The organism is Variovorax sp. 10L421 (genome assembly GCF_056395365.1).
On record NZ_JBFTJJ010000003.1, the window covers coordinates 208300 to 224510 of the forward strand.

At 70.1% G+C, this 16211-nt stretch carries 12 protein-coding genes; 7 read left to right on the forward strand and 5 right to left on the reverse strand.

Annotated elements, in window-relative coordinates:
• Positions 1-71: 71 nt before the first annotated feature.
• Both AC1DFC_RS07280 and AC1DFC_RS07285 read left to right on the forward strand, forming a co-directional pair.
• Positions 72-962 (forward strand): RNA polymerase sigma-70 factor, encoded by an 891-nt coding sequence (locus AC1DFC_RS07280; protein ID WP_413336120.1) that lies wholly within the window; start codon positions 72-74, stop codon positions 960-962.
• Positions 963-1052: 90 nt separating this feature from the next.
• Positions 1053-1514 (forward strand): carboxymuconolactone decarboxylase family protein, encoded by a 462-nt coding sequence (locus AC1DFC_RS07285; RefSeq protein ID WP_007828797.1) that lies wholly within the window; start codon positions 1053-1055, stop codon positions 1512-1514.
• A 30-nt stretch (positions 1515-1544) separates the two neighbouring features.
• Here AC1DFC_RS07285 and AC1DFC_RS07290 read toward each other — a convergent pair whose 3' ends face one another.
• Positions 1545-2714 carry a septal ring lytic transglycosylase RlpA family protein gene (locus AC1DFC_RS07290; RefSeq protein ID WP_413336118.1) on the reverse strand — a complete coding sequence of 390 codons (1170 nt, stop codon included), beginning with the start codon at positions 2712-2714 and terminating at the stop codon, positions 1545-1547.
• Complete coding sequence (gene glnE / locus AC1DFC_RS07295) at positions 2707-5502, reverse strand: bifunctional [glutamate--ammonia ligase]-adenylyl-L-tyrosine phosphorylase/[glutamate--ammonia-ligase] adenylyltransferase (RefSeq protein WP_042672691.1); 2796 nt, start codon at positions 5500-5502, stop codon at positions 2707-2709. Before glnE ends, AC1DFC_RS07290 begins: the two co-directional genes overlap by 8 nt.
• A gap of 25 nt (positions 5503-5527) precedes the next feature.
• Between glnE and AC1DFC_RS07300 the strand changes: the two genes are divergently transcribed.
• The 4 genes from AC1DFC_RS07300 to AC1DFC_RS07315 are packed head-to-tail and all read left to right on the forward strand — an operon-like array spanning position 5528 to position 13178.
• Entirely contained in the window at positions 5528-9652 is a 4125-nt protein-coding gene (locus tag AC1DFC_RS07300; RefSeq protein ID WP_413336116.1) for a YhdP family protein, read from the forward strand.
• Positions 9649-10464: a carbon-nitrogen hydrolase family protein gene (locus AC1DFC_RS07305; RefSeq protein WP_413314238.1), complete on the forward strand. Its 816-nt coding sequence runs from the start codon at positions 9649-9651 to the stop codon at positions 10462-10464. Before AC1DFC_RS07300 ends, AC1DFC_RS07305 begins: the two co-directional genes overlap by 4 nt.
• Positions 10465-10466: 2 nt before the next feature.
• Entirely contained in the window at positions 10467-12509 is a 2043-nt protein-coding gene (locus AC1DFC_RS07310; protein ID WP_413336114.1) for a two-component system sensor histidine kinase NtrB, read from the forward strand.
• Between the two features lie 42 nt (positions 12510-12551).
• Positions 12552-13178, forward strand: a complete 627-nt coding sequence (locus AC1DFC_RS07315) for a response regulator transcription factor (protein WP_007828807.1) — start codon at positions 12552-12554, stop codon at positions 13176-13178.
• 115 nt (positions 13179-13293) lie between these two features.
• On the opposite strand, the gene AC1DFC_RS07320 is transcribed toward AC1DFC_RS07315, so the two are convergent.
• The 3 genes from AC1DFC_RS07320 to AC1DFC_RS07330 all read right to left on the reverse strand — a co-directional run bounded on the left by AC1DFC_RS07320 (position 13294) and on the right by AC1DFC_RS07330 (position 14959).
• Complete coding sequence (locus tag AC1DFC_RS07320) at positions 13294-13857, reverse strand: OmpA family protein (protein WP_007829163.1); 564 nt, start codon at positions 13855-13857, stop codon at positions 13294-13296.
• A gap of 84 nt (positions 13858-13941) precedes the next feature.
• Positions 13942-14601, reverse strand: a complete 660-nt coding sequence (locus AC1DFC_RS07325; RefSeq protein ID WP_007829161.1) for a YiaD family glycine zipper/OmpA-like lipoprotein — start codon at positions 14599-14601, stop codon at positions 13942-13944.
• 196 nt (positions 14602-14797) lie between these two features.
• Complete coding sequence (locus AC1DFC_RS07330) at positions 14798-14959, reverse strand: hypothetical protein (RefSeq protein WP_007829159.1); 162 nt, start codon at positions 14957-14959, stop codon at positions 14798-14800.
• Between AC1DFC_RS07330 and mltA the strand changes: the two genes are divergently transcribed.
• Positions 14958-16106 (forward strand): murein transglycosylase A, encoded by a 1149-nt coding sequence (gene mltA, locus AC1DFC_RS07335; protein WP_478178895.1) that lies wholly within the window; start codon positions 14958-14960, stop codon positions 16104-16106. The genes AC1DFC_RS07330 and mltA overlap by 2 nt on opposite strands.
• Positions 16107-16211 lie beyond the last annotated feature (105 nt).

Here is a 16211-nt window from a genome sequence, read left to right on the forward strand (position 1 = left end):
CGGCCCTGCCGGAAATGCCGCCCCCTCTTTAGGGGTTGTCACAAACCTCGGCTGTCATCCGTCTTATGGCCATGGACGACCCGACCCTCACCTTCGACAGCCAACGCGGCCGCCTGCAGGGCATCGCCTACCGCATGCTCGGCTCCATGGCCGAGGCCGAAGAGGTCGTGCAGGACGCCTGGCTGCGCTGGCACGAAGCCGACAAGGCCAGCTTCGACAGCGCCGAAGCCTGGCTCGTGACCGTCGTCACCCGCCTGTCGATCGACCGGCTGCGCGCCGCCAAGGTCCAGCGCGAGCACTACATCGGCGCCTGGATGCCCGAGCCCGTGCTGACCGATGCGCCGGAAAGCCCCGAACAGCTGCTCGAGCGCGCCGACAACATCTCCGTCGCCTTCCTCGCGGTGCTGGAGCGCCTCGCGCCCGAGGCCCGCGCCGCCTTCCTGCTGCGCGAAGTGTTCGACGCCGACTACGACGAAATCGCCCGCACGCTCGGCAAGAGCGAGGCCGCCTGCCGCCAGCTCGTGCACCGCGCCAAGGCGCAGGTGCAGGAGGGGCGCCCGCGCTTCAGCGTGCCGCGCGAAACGCACCAGCGCCTGCTGCGCGCCTTCGCCGACGCCGCCGCGCGCGGCAGCCTGCAGGACCTGAAAGCGCTGATGGCCGAGGACGTCGAACTCATTGGCGACGGCGGCGGCAAGGTGCAGAGCTTCAGCAAGATCCTGCGCGGCAGCCAGCGCCTGGCGCAGCTCTACTTCGCGCTCTGGCGCCGCCTGGGGCCGGCGGTGCGCATGGAGCTGGTCGAGATCAACGGCGAGCCCGGGCTGCTGCGCTTCGTCGACGGCGCACTCGAATCGGCCCAGACCTTCGAGATCGAGGACGAGCGGATCGTGCGCATCCGCGCGCAGCGCAACCCGGACAAGCTGGCGCACATCGCACGCCTGTATTTTTCTTCGTCGAAAGAATAATTTCGCGCGGTGTGTCACAAGGCGCTCGGCCGGCACGTCTTCAGGGGGTAGGCAGATTCGTTTCAACCCACTCATTGGAGTCAGAGCACCATGAACAGCACCCCCCGTCTCAACTGGTACAAGACCGTCCCCAAGGCCTTCCAGGCCATGCTCGGCGTGAACGGCGCCTACGAGGCCACCACGCTCGGCAAGACGCTGCTCGACCTGGTCTACGCCCGTGTCTCGCAGATCAACGGCTGCGCCTATTGCCTCGACATGCACGTGCGCGACCTGCGCCAGCAGGGCGAAGACTGGCAGCGCATCAACAGCCTCGCGACCTGGCGCGAAGTGAGCTTCTTCAGCGAGCGCGAGCGTGCCGCCTTCGCCTGGGCCGAAACGCTGACGCGCCTGTCCGAGCACCATGGCGGCCGCGACGCCGAGTTCGAGGCGCTGCGGGCGCATTTCAGCGAAGTCGAGATCGCCGAGCTTTCCGTCGCCATCGCGCAGATCAATGCCTGGAACCGCATGGGCGTCGGCATGCGCATGCCGGTGGCCGTCAAGGCCATGCCCTGAGCCGTCGCCGAGGCGGCCTCAGGGCAGCGCTCAGCGGCGCTCCACCACCATCGGCGAGATGCGCAGGCTCTCGCGCAGCTGCGTGACCGCCTCGCCGGCCGCATTGCGCGAGGTGAAGGGACCGGCCTGCAGCCGGTGCGTGCCAGCCTCGCTGAAAACCCGCAGCTGCGATGCCAGCGAAGGCACGCCGCGGGACGCCTGGTTCTGCAGGCTCTCGGCACCTTCGCGCTCACGGAACGCGCCGAGCTGAACCCAGAAGCCCGGCAGGGCGGTGGACGGTGCGGGCGCTCCGGCCGCCGGCAGCGCGGATGGTGAAGGTGCGGCTTGCAGCGGCGCGAGGTCGTTCACCACGATGGCCTGGCGTGGCGGCGTGGAAGGCGGCCACTGTGCCGATTCGGTTTCGGTGCCGGGCGGATTGCCCGTCGCCATCGGTGTCTGCGGCGCGACCGGCATCGTCGACGCGGGCGGCGGCATGTCGTTGTCCGCCGCGGCTATCGGCGCCACCCATTCGGCCGGCACCCGCACTTGCTGCGCGCTCGCCACACGTGCCGCCGGCACCCGCGCGGAGACGGGCACGAGGGCGGGCGCAGCGGCGTAGGCCGTGCCGGCGTCGCGCCGCCATGCGCCGGTGCGGATGTCCTCGTTCGTGATCCGCTCGATCTCCACAGGCGCCACGCCGCGCAGCAGGTCGAGCTTCAGCGCGGCCGTGTAGCTCAGGTCGATGACGCGGCCGTCCACGAAGGGCCCGCGGTCGTTCACGCGCACGATCACCTCGCGCCCGTTGGCGGGGTTGCGCACGCGCACGTAGCTCGGCAGCGGCAGCGTCTTGTGCGCGGCGGTCATTGCGTACATGTCGTAGGGCTCGCCGCTCGAAGTGGATGCCGCATGGAACTTGCGGCCATACCAGGAGGCCAGCCCCGATTCGCGGAAGGGCCGGTCGTCGGTGATCGGCTGGTAGCCGCGGCCCAGCACGGTGTACGGCTTGCTGGTGCCGCCGCTGGCACGGATGGATTCGATGCGGGGCTCGGCGTCGGGTACGCTGGCGAGGTCCGGCGGAATGTTCGTGCCTGCCCCGTCGCGGGCGCTGGCAACGCCGCCGCCGCTGCGCGGACCGCTGGCGCAGCCCGCAAGAAGGATGGCGACGGCGACCGCGCACGCGGCCAGCGCGGTGGTGGCGGGAGAACGGACGCCGTCAGCCAAATACGGCCTTCCATAGTGCCAGCATCGCGTCGCGCTCGGCGGCCAGTGCGGGCGGTGTGACCTGGGTCGGCTCTTCGTTCAGGCGCGCGCGATGCTGCACGCGGCGCAGCTCGCGATAGGCCCGTGCCGCATTGCGGCCCACGCCTTCAGGCAGCAGTCCCGCGAGTTCGGCGCGCAGCAGCAGGGCGATGTTCCCCACGTTCGGAATCAGCTCGGGGTGCTCGCCCGACGACGACAGCACCAGGAACTGCACCGCGAATTCGGCGTCGACCATGCCGCCGGGGCTGTGCTTCACGTCGAACCGGTCGGCCTTCACGGGCCGCGCGCCACGCAGCTTGTCGCGCATCGCGATGATCTCGGCCTTCAGCGCCTCGCGGTCGCGCGGCGATACCAGCACGGCCTCGCGCACCTGGTCGAAACGCGCGCCGAGTTCGGCGCCGTGGTCCTCGCTGCCGAGCACGAAGCGCGCGCGCGTCATGGCCTGGTGTTCCCAGGTCCACGCGGTGTTGCTGCCGCGGCCGAGCTGGTACTTTTCGTAGGCTTCGAAGCTGGTGGTCAGCAGGCCCGAGTTGCCGTTGGGACGCAAGGCGGTATCGATCTCGAACAGGTCGCCTTCGCGCGTCTTCACCGTGAGCCAGTTGATGAGCTTGCGCACATAGGCGGCGTAGACCTCGCCGGCGCGCTCGTCGTCGTCGTCATAGACGAACACGATGTCGAGGTCGCTGCCGTAGCCCAGTTCCTTCCCGCCCAGCTTGCCGTAGCCGATGATCGCGAACTGCGGCACCTCGCGGTGCCGGTTGCGCACGTGCGGCCAGCACCAGTGGGCGGTCACGCGCAAGGTGGTGTCGGCCAGCGCGCTCAGGTCGTCGGCCACCTGCTCGACCGTGATGCGGCCATCGACGTCGCGTGCCAGCGTGCGGAACACCTCGGCGTGGTGGGCGTGGCGCAGCAGGTTCAGCAGGCGCTCTTCGTCGGCTTCGCCGGTGCGGGTGAGCGAGGCGTGGCGCGCCTCGAGCTCGCGCTCGAACTCGGCGGCCACGAAGCGGCCCGACAGCATTTCGTCGCTCGCCAGCTCGTCGATCACGCCCGGGTGCTGCATCAAGTAGCGCGCGGGCCACTTCGCGGCGCCGAGCAGGCGCAGCAGGCGTTGCTGCACGGCCGGGCGTTCGACCAGCAGCGCGAGGTAGCTCTCGCGGCGCAGCAGCGGTTCGATCCAGTCGGCCCAGCGCAAGGCCGCGTCGACATGGCGCGGCGTTTGTCCCGGGCCGTCGCCATCGGGCTCCTTGAGCCATTGGCCGGTGCGCTGCACCAGCTGGCGCAGTCGCCCGCGCGTCTCCTCGCGCAGGGCGAGCACGCGCGGCGTTTCGCACCAGTCGCGGATGCGGTCGGCGAAGGCGGCTGGCAGATCGTCGAGCAGATCGGCGAGATCGGCCGGCGCGGCGGAGGCCTTCTTGCCATTGCACTTGCCGTTGCAGGGCTTCTCGCCGCCGAGCAGCTTGTCGAACTCCTGCGCGACGAACTCGCGGTGCGTGTCGAGCTGCTCGAGGAAGGCGCAGCAGTCGTAGCCCATGGTCTGGGCAATCCAGCGCAGGTCGTCGTCGGACACCGGCAGCGCGTGGGTCTGCTGGTCGTCGAGGTACTGGATGCGGTGCTCCACGCGGCGCAGGAACTCATAGGCCGCCGCCAGCGCATCGGCGGTTTCCTGCGGCATGAGGTTGGCGCGCGCGAGGCGCTGCAGCGCATCGAGCGTGGGCCGCGTGCGCAGTTCGGGGAACTGGCCGCCGCGCACCACCTGCAGCAGCTGCACGGTGAACTCGATTTCGCGGATGCCGCCGCGCGACAGCTTCACGTCGTTGGCGCGCTCAGGCCGCCCGGCGCTGCGGCGCGCCGACTGCTCGCGGATCTGCCGGTGCAGCACGCGCAGCGAATCGAACACGCTGTAGTCGAGGTAGCGCCGGAACACGAAAGGCAGCACCGCGCCGCGCAGCCCCTGGGCCTGGCCCGCGAGCACGATGTCGCGCGGCGCCACCACCCGGCTCTTCATCCAGGCGAAGCGCTCCCACTCGCGGCCCTGCACCTGGAAATATTCTTCGAGCGCATCGAGCGAGACCACGCTCGGGCCCGAATTGCCGTTGGGCCGCAGCGCCAGGTCGACACGGAACACGAAGCCGTGCTCGGTGGTGTCGCCCACCAGCGCGTAGATGCGCTTCACGGCGCGCCCGAAGTATTCCTGGTTCGACAACCGGCCGCGGCCGTCGGCATCGCCGGCGGTTTCGCCGTCGACGTCGTAGAGGTAGATCAGGTCGATGTCGCTCGACACGTTGAGCTCGCGCGCGCCGAGCTTGCCCATGCCGACGATCCACAGCTGCGAGCGCTGGCCTTCGGGGCCAAGCGGGGCGCCGTGCGCGGTGTCGAGTTCGTGGCAGGCGTCCTGGCACGCAATATCGAGTGCCAGCTCGGCCAGTTCGGTGACGGCGGTGGTCACCACGGCCAGCGGCGCCTGTTCGTCGCAGTCGAGGGTCACGAGCCGCTCCATCACGAGCTGCCGCACAATCCGCAGTGCATCGCCGACGTTGTCCCCACGCCGGCGCAATGCCTCGTAAGCCACCATCATCGACTCGCGCCGCGGCGCACCAGGGGGAAGCAATGAAAGCTCGGCCGCATACCTGCGACGCAGGCGCTGCACGAAGCGTGAGTAAGAAGATGACGCGGCCTGCGTCGAAGTGTCTGGCAAGTGGTTCACACTGATGCTGGTTTCCGTGGAACCCCTCTGAATGCTGGCGGTCATAATTCCCGACACAGCGCGATCCTCAATGAACGACACGGCGTCTTCCCCTTCACGTCTGCTCAAATTAACCGCTGTGACAGCGCGCTGGCTGCTGAGTCTGTTGATCGCTGCATGGCTTCTGCTGGCGCTGTCAGTCGTTGTCCTACACGCGTGGATTGTGCCGCGAATCGGCGATTTCCGCGGTGCACTGGAGGCACAGGCTAGCAAGGCGATCGGCGTGCCGGTCCGCATCGGATCGATCACCGCCCGCTCCGAAGGGCTTTTCCCGGCCTTCGAATTGCGCGACGTGGTGCTGCTCGACGCCGGCAAGCGCGAGGCCCTGCGCCTCGTGCGCGTGGTGGCCAGCGTGTCGCCGCGCTCGCTCTGGAGGCTCAACTTCGAGCAGCTCTACATCGAGGGACCGCAACTCGACGTGCGCCGCGACACTCAGGGAAAACTCCATGTGGCCGGTTTGCACATGGCGACCGACACGAGCGGAGAAACTCGCGGTGCCGACTGGTTTTTTGCCCAGCGCGAACTGGTCATCGAAGGCGGCACCGTGCGCTGGACCGACGAGCAGCGCCAGGCCGAACCGCTGCTGCTGACGGACGTGCGCTTCGTCGCGCGCAACAGCGCCCGGCGCCACGGGCTGCGGCTCGACGCCACGCCGCCGGCCGGCTGGGGCCAGCGCTTCACCCTGCGCGGCCAGTTCCGCCAGCCGCTGCTGTCCATCCGCAGCGGCCACTGGCAGACCTGGGACGGCCAGCTCTATGCCGACCTGCCCTACATCGACGTGACCCGGCTGGGCCAGTACGTGTCGCTCGACGCCCGCATCCGCGAAGGCAACGGCGCGCTGCGCGTGTGGGCCGACGTGGACGACGGCCAGGTCGTCGGCGGCGCGGCCGACCTGGGGCTCGACAAGGTCGACGTGTCGCTCGACAAGGGCCTGCAGCCGCTGGTGCTGCGCACCGTCACCGGCCGCCTCGCGGGGCAGCTCACCGAGGAGACGCTGGAGTTCTCGACCACCGCGCTGCAGTTCGACACCAGCGACGGCCTGCGCTGGCCCGGTGGCAACCTGTGGCTGCAGCACACGCCGAACCGGGGCCGCACGCCCGAGCACGGCGCGCTGCGCGCCGACCGCCTCGACCTGGCTGCGCTGGCCCTCATCGCCGACCGGCTGCCATTGGGCGATGCCACGCACCGCATGCTCGACGCCTACGCGCCGCGCGGCCTCGTCGAGCGTGTCGACCTGAACTGGCAGGGCCCGCTGGGGGCGCCCAGCCGCTACCAGGCCAAGGGCCGCGTCAGCGGCCTGCGCATCGCCTCGCAGCCCGGCAGGCTGGATGCGGCGGCCACACCGCCCAAGACCCGTCCCGGCACCCCCGGCCTGAGCGGCGCCGCGGTCGACTTCGACGCCTCCCACACCGGCGGCACCGCCACGCTCGCCATCGCACAGGGCACGCTCGAATTCCCGGGCGTGTTCGAAGAGCCGGTCATTCCCATCGACCGGCTCTCGGCGCAGCTGCAATGGAAGCTCGACAACGGCAACGCGCAGCTGCAGCTGTCGAAGCTGCGCTTCGCCAACACCGACGCCGAGGGCGATGCCGAAGCCACCTGGCGCACCAGCGACCCGGCCGTCTCCAGCGGCCACGGACGCTTTCCCGGCGTGCTCGACCTGCAGGGCAAGCTGACCCGCGCCGACGGCACGCGCGTGTTCCGCTACCTGCCGCTCGACATTCCGCAGCACACGCGCGACTACGTGCGCAACGCCGTCACCAAGGGCGTCGCCAGCAGCGTCGACTTCCGCGTGCGCGGCGACCTGCACGACATGCCCTTCATGGACCCGAAGCAGGGCGACTTCCGCATCGCCGCCAAGGTGGCCGACGTCAACTACGCCTACGTGCCGCCGTCCTCCGCGCCGCTGCGCAACGGCACGCCCGCCCCGGTGTGGCCGCCGCTCACCGGCCTGTCGGGCGAGCTCGTGTTCGAGCGCGCCGGCATGCTGGTGCGCAACGCGCGCGGCCGGATCGTCGGTGCACCCGGTGTCGAGATCACCAAGGCCGAGGCGCAGATCGCCGACATGTCGCACCATGCCTCGATGCTGCGCGTCGATGCGCAGGCCAAGGGGCCGCTCGGCGAGGTGCTGCGCGCGGGCGCGCCGCTGGCCGGCGAAACCGGCGAGATCATGCGGACCGCGCGCGCCACCGGTTCGGCCGACTACAAGCTGCACCTCGAACTGCCCCTCGCGGCCATGGAAAACGCCAAGGTGCAGGCCACTGTGGCGCTGGCCGACAACGAGCTGCAAGTCGTGCCCGAGGCGCCTTCGCTCACGCAGGCCAAGGGCACGCTCAGCTTCACCGAAACCGGCTTTTCCCTGGCCGGCGTGCAGGCCAGGCTGCTCGGCGGCGACATCCGCGTCGAAGGCCGCGGCCGCTTCACCGGCCCGAATCGCGAGGTGGCCCTGAAGGCGCAGGGCACGGCCACGGCCGAGGGCCTGCGCGGCGCGCGCGAGGTCGACTGGCTCGCCCGCCTCGCGAAGAAGGCGACCGGCAGTACACCCTATGCGGCCACTTTCTCGATGCGCGACGGCACGCCCGAGTTCTCGCTCACCAGCAGCCTGCAGGGCCTGGCGCTGCAGCTGCCGCCGCCGCTCGTGAAGACGGCCGAAGAGCAGATGCCGCTGCGCGTCGAGAAGAAGGTGCTCGCGCGCGAAACCACGAAACAGGGTGCCATCGTCGCCACGCAGGACCAGCTCTTGCTCGACCTCGGCCGCGTCGGCGCCGTCCAGTACGTGCGCGATCTCGCTGGCAACGAGGCGCGCGTGCTGCGCGGCAGCATCGGCGTCGGCCTCGCGGCCGGCGAGACGGCCAGCCTGCCCGACAAAGGCGTGTTCGCGAACGTCAACGTCGCCAAGCTCGACATGGCGGCATGGCAGGCGCTGCTCGGCGAGGCGACCGGCACCGGCACCGAGACGGCGGAGCGCGCCGACGACCCCTCGCAGGCCTACCTGCCCACGCGCATCGCGGTGCGCGCGCAGCAGCTCGGCATCGCGGGCCGCACGCTGCACAACGTGGTGCTCGGCGGTACGCGCGACGGCGCTGTCTGGCGCGCCAACATCGACGCCACCGAACTCAGCGGCTATGCGGAATACCGCCACGCGCAGGCCGGGCGCCTCCATGCGCGGCTCGCGCGGCTGAAGATCGCACCGGCCGAGGCCACGCAGGTCGAGACCCTGCTCGACGAGCAGCCCGGCACCCTGCCGGCGCTCGACATCGTGATCGACGATTTCGAGTTGCTCGGCAAGCGCCTGGGCCGCGCCGAGATCGACGCGGTCAACCGCGGGGGCGCGAGCCGCGAATGGGCGCTCAACAAGCTGACCTTCACCATGCCCGAGGCCAGCTTCGCGGCCAAGGGCAGCTGGGCGGCGGTGCCTGGTGCCGCGGCCGGCCAGCGCCGCACCGCCATGACGTTCAAGCTCGACATCAGCGATGCCGGCGACCTGCTCACGCGCTTCGGCATGCCGGGCGTGCTGCTGCGCGGCCGCGGGCGGATCGAGGGCGATGTCAACTGGCGCGGTTCGCCGTTCTCGCTCGACTACCCGAGCCTGGGCGGGCAGCTGCAGGTCGACGTGGAGCAGGGCCAGTTCCTCAAGGCCGACCCGGGCCTGGCCAAGCTGCTCGGCGTGCTGAGCCTGCAGGCGCTGCCGCGCCGGCTCACGCTCGACTTCCGCGACGTCTTCAGCCAGGGCTTCGCCTTCGACTTCATTCGCGGCGACGCGAAGATCAACAAGGGCATCGCCAGCACCAACAACCTGCAGATGAAGGGCGTCAACGCCGCCGCGCTGATGGACGGCTCGGCCGACATCGTGCGCGAGACGCAGAACCTGCGCGTGGTGGTGGTGCCCGAGATCAATGCGGGCACGGCCGCGCTCGTGGCCACCGCCATCAACCCGGCCATCGGCCTGGGCACCTTCCTCGCCCAATGGGTATTGAGCAAGCCGCTGGCGGCGGCCGCCACGCAGGAGTTCCATATCGAAGGCACCTGGGCCGACCCCAAAATAGCGAAGGTGCCGCGCACGCTGCAACTGCTGCCCCAGAGCATTCCGGCCATCCCCGGCCTGCCGGGTTCGCCGGCCGCGAACGAAGGCAAGAAAACGGAGACCACGCAATGAAAGTCGCAGCCATCCAGATGGTGTCGGCCATCGCCCGCGAAGCCAACCTCGCTCGCGCCCACGGCCTGCTCGCGCAGGCGGCCGCGGCCGGCGCCGAGCTGGCGGTGCTGCCCGAGTATTTCTGCATGATGGGCGCGCGCGACACCGACAAGCTGGGCCTGCGCGAGACCGCCGGCGCCGGCGCGGTGCAGGGCTTCCTGGCCGACGCGGCGCGCGAGTTCGGCCTGTGGATCGTCGGCGGCACGCTGCCCATCGAGAGCGCCGACGCCGAGCACGTGTTCAACAGCTCGCTGGCCTTCTCGCCCGAGGGGCGGTGCGTGGCGCGCTACGACAAGATCCATCTCTTCTTCTTCGACAACGGCACCGAGCGCTACGACGAGCGCCGCGTCATCGCGCCCGGCACGCAGCCCGTGGTGTTCGACTTGCCCTCGCGCGACGGCCACAGCTGGCGCGTGGGCATGAGCGTGTGCTACGACCTGCGCTTTCCCGAGCTCTACCGCGCGCTCGCGAAGCAGGGCGCCGACCTGCTGCTGGTGCCCAGCGCCTTCACGCGCACTACCGGCGCCGCCCACTGGGAGGTGCTGCTGCGCGCCCGCGCCATCGAGAACCTGGCCTGGGTGGTCGCACCCGCGCAGGGCGGCACGCACGAGAACGGCCGCCGGACCTGGGGCCAGTCGCTGGTCGTCGACCCCTGGGGCGCGGTGGTCGCGCAGCAGGCCAGCGAAGAAGGCGTGGTGCTGTTCGACATCGATGCCGCGAGGGTCGAAAGCACGCGCGCGCAGTTGCCCGTGCTTTCGCACCGCGTTCTCTAGCGATGTCCGATGCGCTGCTGACCGTCGCACCGCAGCGGTGGGCGCTGCTGGCGTTCGCGCGGCTGCGCTCGCTGTGGCAGCGCTGGTTCCTGTGGCTGCTGATGGCGGTGCTGGTGTCGGTATTGCTGGTGACGGTGGTGTGGCTCGCCGGCCGGCACGAGGTCGAGCAGGTGCAGGCCGCGCTCGACCGCGACACCGCCGACGCCGTCTCCGACCTGCGCAGCGGCTTCCAGCGCAATGCGCAGAGCCTGCGCGCCACGCAGGCCCCGGGCGCCGACCGCACACAATGGTCCACGGCCGCGGCCGCGCTGCTGCGCGAGCACCGCGAATGGCTGCGGCTCGAATGGCGCGATGCCGCCATGCGCACGCAGCAGGCCGTCAACACGCCCTACCGCATGCGCCTCCTCGACGAGGAGAGCCGCGGCCCCGAGCAGTCCGACGTGACGCTGGCCTGCGCCGCCGCGCGCAAGCTCGGCGCGCCGGCCTATTCGCCGAGCCACTACGTGCCGATCGCCGGTGGCGGCGGCATCGAGGTGATGGAGCTGTGCCTGCCGATCGATGGCGGCGGCTACCTCGTGGCGAGCTACTCGCTGCGCGATGCGCTGATCGAGCTGGTCGGCCCCACGCTCACGCGCGGCCAGGAAGTGGCATTCACCGAGGCCGACGGCACGCGGCTGGTGGCGCTCGGCAGTTCGCGGCGAGTCGGTACGCGGGTGTTCACCTCGCAGCAGCTGATCGACCTGCCGGGCGCCGCGCTGATGCTGCGCGTCGACGGCTGGCGCGCCGCGCCCGACCTGTTCCCGAACATGCTCACCGCGCTGGTCACGGCAATCTCGATCGCGCTGGTGTCGGTGCTGGTGCTGCTCGCGCGCGACACGCGCAGGCGCCTGCGCGCCGAGCGCGACCTGGCCGACGCGCTGGCCTTCCGCAAGGCGATGGAAGACTCGGTCATCACCGGCCTGCGCGCGCGCGACCTGCAGGGCCGCATCACCTACGTGAACCCGGCCTTCTGCGAGATGGTCGGCTTCAGCCCCGAGGAGCTCATGGCGGACAGCGCCGACGCACCCTATTGGCCGACCGAACTGGCGCACGAGTATCAGCAGCGGCAGGCCCGGCGCCTTGCCGGCGGCATGCCGCCGCGCGAAGGCTTCGAGTCGGTCTTCATGCGCAAGGACGGCACGCGCTTTCCGGTGCTGATCTTCGAAGCGCCGCTGATCAACGCCCACAAGGTGCAGACCGGCTGGATGAGCGCGTTCATCGACGTGAGCGAGCAGCGCCGCATCGAGGAGCTCTCGCGCGCCAGCCAGGAGCGGCTGCAGGCCAGCGCACGGCTGGCGACCGTCGGCGAGATGGCATCGTTGCTGAGCCACGAGCTCACGCAGCCGCTGGCCGCCATCGCCAGCTATGCGAGCGGCTCGCTCAACCTGCTCGGCCCGCATGCGAAGGGCGACCAGGGCGAAGTGGCGATGGCGGTGAGGCGCATCGCCGAGCAGGCCGATCGCGCGGGCCAGGTCATTCGCAGCGTGCACGACTTCGTGCGCCGGCGCGACCGCACGCGCGAGGCCGTCGCGCCGCAGGCGCTGATCGACGCGGTGCTGCCGCTGGTGCGGCTGCAGGCGCGCAAGCTCGGCGTGACCATCGAGGTGGTGCTCGAGGACCGCCTGCCGGCGGCCATGTGCGACCGCACGCTGGTCGAGCAGGTGCTGCTGAACCTCGCGCGCAATGCGATGCAGGCCATGGACGGCCCCGACAACGCCGGCAGCCGCGTGCTGCGGCTGCGCGTGGCGCGTGCCGTCGCGGTGGGGGGCACGGGACAGGAAGACGGGCGGCGCTGGCTCGAATTCTCGGTGGCCGACCTGGGTAGCGGCATCGGCGAGGACGTGGCCGAGCGGCTCTTCACCCCCTTCTTCACCACGCGCGCCGACGGCATGGGGCTCGGCCTGAGCCTGTGCCGCACGGTGGTGGAGCAGCACGGCGGGGCGCTGGTGTTCGAGCCGAACAAGCCGCGCGGCACCGTATTCCGTTTCACGCTGCCGGCCGCTTGACGGCGCCCTTCAGACAATCAATCTTCTGCTGGATCCCATGACATGCAACCACTGATCGACGGTTTGATCTTCATCGTGGACGACGACGCCAGCGTGCGCGAGGCGCTGGCCTGGCTGCTGCGCTCGCGCCGCCTGGCCAGCGAGCACTTCGGCAGTGCCGAGGCGTTCGAGCAGTTCCTCGACCAGGGCCCGCTGCCCGCACAGCCGCTGTGCCTGCTGCTCGATGTGCGCATGCCCGGCACCAGCGGGCTGGTGCTGTTCGACCGGCTGGCCGAGCGCGGCCTGCTGCCAGCGATGCCGGTGATCTTCCTGACCGGCCACGCCGACGTGCCGACGGCCGTCGATGCGGTGAAGCGCGGTGCCTTCGATTTCTGCGAGAAGCCGTTCTCGGACAACGCGCTCGTCGACCGCATCGAGCATGCGTTGAGTGCGTCGCTGCAGGCGCTGGAAGTGCAGCGCCTGCGCCGCGGACTGAGCGAGCGCATCGCCGAGCTGACCGACCGCGAGCGCGACGTGATGCGGCTCGTGGTCGAGGGCCTGCCGAACAAGCTGATCGCCGACCAGCTCGCGATCAGCGTGCGCACGGTGGAAGTCCACCGCGCGCGCGTGTTCGAAAAAATGGAAGTGAAGTCAGCCGTAGAACTAGCCAACCGCCTCAGAGATCTTTAACGGCGGCGCCCGGCCTCTTCCAAGCGAACACCGCGGAACCGGCTTTGCCGGGCCGCAGGTGTTGCCCCCTGAAAGGGGGTTGGCGAAGCGACACGAAGTGCGCGAAGCCTGGGGGTCAGGCTTTCTCGGCGACGAAGATCTCGACGCGGCGGTTCTGTGCGCGGCCTGCGACCGTGCCGTTGTCGGCCAGCGGCTCGCGCGAGCCGCGGCCGTCGGTCGTGATGGCCGTGGTCGACACGCCGCGGCTCACCAGGTGGTTGCGCACGCTGTCCGCGCGGCTCACCGAGAGGCGCTCGTTGCCTTCCTCGCTGCCGGTGTTGTCGGTATGGCCCACCACGCGCACGCTGGCGGCGGTGGCGCTCTTCAGGCCTTCGGCGACCTTGTCGAGCACCTGCGCGAGGTTGCGCTTGACGTTGGCGCGGCCGGAGTCGAACGACAGCTCGTTCGGGATCACCACGTGCAGCTGGTTGTCGGCGGTCTGCTCGATCACCGCGCCCGTGCCCTTGGTGGAGGTTTCGAGATCAGTCTTCAACGCGGCCAGGCGGGCCGTCCAGCTGTTGGCTGGCGCGGCCGTTGCGGCGGCCGGCGCGGCGGTGGCCGGCGGCTGCGACTGCGAAGCGCAGCCCGCGATGAAAAGCAACGCGGCCGCGGCCGCACTCGAAACAACGAACTTCCTCATGAGATTCCCTCTTAATGGACCAATGGAACGGTAGTGGCGGGAACCGGCCTTTCAGCGCGGCCGGTTTCCCCATGCGGTGAACGCTCAGCCTCGCGGCCCGCGCTCACCCATGTAGATTTCGACGCGGCGATTCTGCGCCCGGCCTGCGTCGTTGTTGTTGTCGGCAATGGGTTCGTGCGAACCGCGGCCCTCGATGCGGAAGATCGCTGCGTTCACGCCGTGCGCCACGAGGTAGTCGCGCGTGCTGGCCGCGCGTTCGACCGACAGCGGGTTGTTGATGGCGTCCGAGCCGGTGCTGTCGGTGTGGCCGATGATGCGCACCTCGGCGTTCGGGTTGTTGCGCAGGCCGTTGGCGAACTGGTCGAGCACCGGCGCGAAGTTCGGCTTGATGTTGGCGCGGCCCACGTCGAAGGACACGTCGCTCGGAATCTGCAGCTTCAGCTCGTTGTTGGGTGTCTGGGTCACGGCGACGCCGGTGCCCTGCGTGGCGGCTTCCATCTGGCGCTTCTGGTTTTCCATGCGCTGCGACCACAGGTAGCCGCCGAGCGCGCCGGCGGCCGCGCCGACCACCGCGCCCGTGCCGATGGCACCGCGGTTGCCGCCGGTGGCCGAACCGATGGCGGCGCCGCCCAGCGCGCCGATGCCGGCGCCGATGCCGGTGTTGCGCTGCGTGTCAGTCATGCCGCCGGCGCAGCCGGACAGGATGAGCGCCGTGGCGGTGGTTGCGAGTACGAACTTTTTCATGGCAATCCCTTTCAAGGATGATTCAGGCGGGCCACAGCTTAGCTTCCGGGCGTACGCGATGGTACGGGCTCAAAGCCCTGGGGAAAATAAGAAAAGTTTCGCCATCGCGCGTCAATGCTGCGATGATTGCTACTAAAGTAATAGCAATGGGGCGATTGTCCGACATGGCTGCGCGGCGCGGGACTGCGCAAGCAATTCACGTTTCCGGCGGCGGGTTCCCGTTGGTGGCGTCGCGGCCGGCTTCGGGTGGGTCGTCGTCGTGCAATTCGCCCTTGTTGCGGCCGGAAAACATGGTCCACCAGATGATCAAGATGAACACGAGTCCCGCGGCGAGGGCTTCAAGCAGAATCAAACCCATGAGAAATGGACTCCAGTGGCTGGTCGGGCTTGTGATCGTAGCAACGCTCGCCGCCTGTTCCACCGGCCCGCGCACGCCCGAGGCCCCCGCCCGCCCCTCCGCCACCCCGCCGCGCGACCTCGGTCCGCTCACCGGCTCGCTCGCGCATCCCAAGAGCCGCTGGGTGCCGGTCGGCTGGACGGAACTGCCGGGCTTCGGCGAAGACCCGCTGCACGAGGCGTGGATCGCGCTGCTGGCGAACTGCGTGCGACCCAACGCCGCCTTCGCGCCGCTGTGCCGCGACGTGCGCCAGCTGACCATCGCCACGCCCGAAGAGCAGCGCCAGTGGATGACCGAGCGGCTGCAGCCCTACCGCGTCGAGGCGTTGAACGGCCAGACCGAGGGCAAGCTCACCAGCTACTACGAGCCGGTGTACGAAGCCTCGCGCGTGCCCACCGCCACCTTCAACGTGCCGATCTACCAGGCCCCGGACGGCCTGGTGCCGCGCCGCCCGTGGTACACGCGCCAGGAGATCGAGACCCTGCCCGAGGCGCAGGCCGCGCTGCGCGGCCGCGAGATCGCGTGGATGGCCGACCCCATCGACGCGCTGATGCTGCACATCCAGGGCTCGGGGCGCCTGCGCATCACCGAGGCCAACGGCTGGCAGCACACCGTGCGAATGGCCTTCTCGGCCACCAACGAGCAGCCCTACCGCAGCGTGCAGCAATGGCTGATCAGCCAGGGCGTGACCAAGGTCGGCAAGTGGCCCGACGACACCAAGGCCTGGGCCGCGCAGAACCCGCAGCGCGTGTCGCAACTGATGTGGAGCAACCCGCGCTACGTGTTCTTCCGCGAAGAGACGATGAGCGAGGTCGACGCCGCCTTCGGCCCGCGCGGCGCGCAAGGCGTGCCGCTCACGGCCGGCCGCTCCATCGCGGTCGACCGCGAGAGCATCCCGTACGGCACGCCGGTGTGGCTGGCGTCCAGCGGGCCGGCGGCGCAGCTGCAGAAACTGGTGGTGGCGCAGGACACCGGCAGCGCCATCCTCGGCGCGGTGCGCGCCGACTACTTCGCGGGCACCGGCGCCGATGCGGGCCGCCTCGCGGCGAGCATGAACCAGCCGCTGCGCCTGTGGGCGCTGTGGCCGAGGCAGTCGCCCGCTCCCTGAGCAGGGCGCGGCACTTGGTGGATCAATTCAACCTGACGGGAAGCTGAGTGTTTCATTGAGCCGTCATACGAAGTGCCTAACTTCACGGGCTGGTTTCCCCCAATC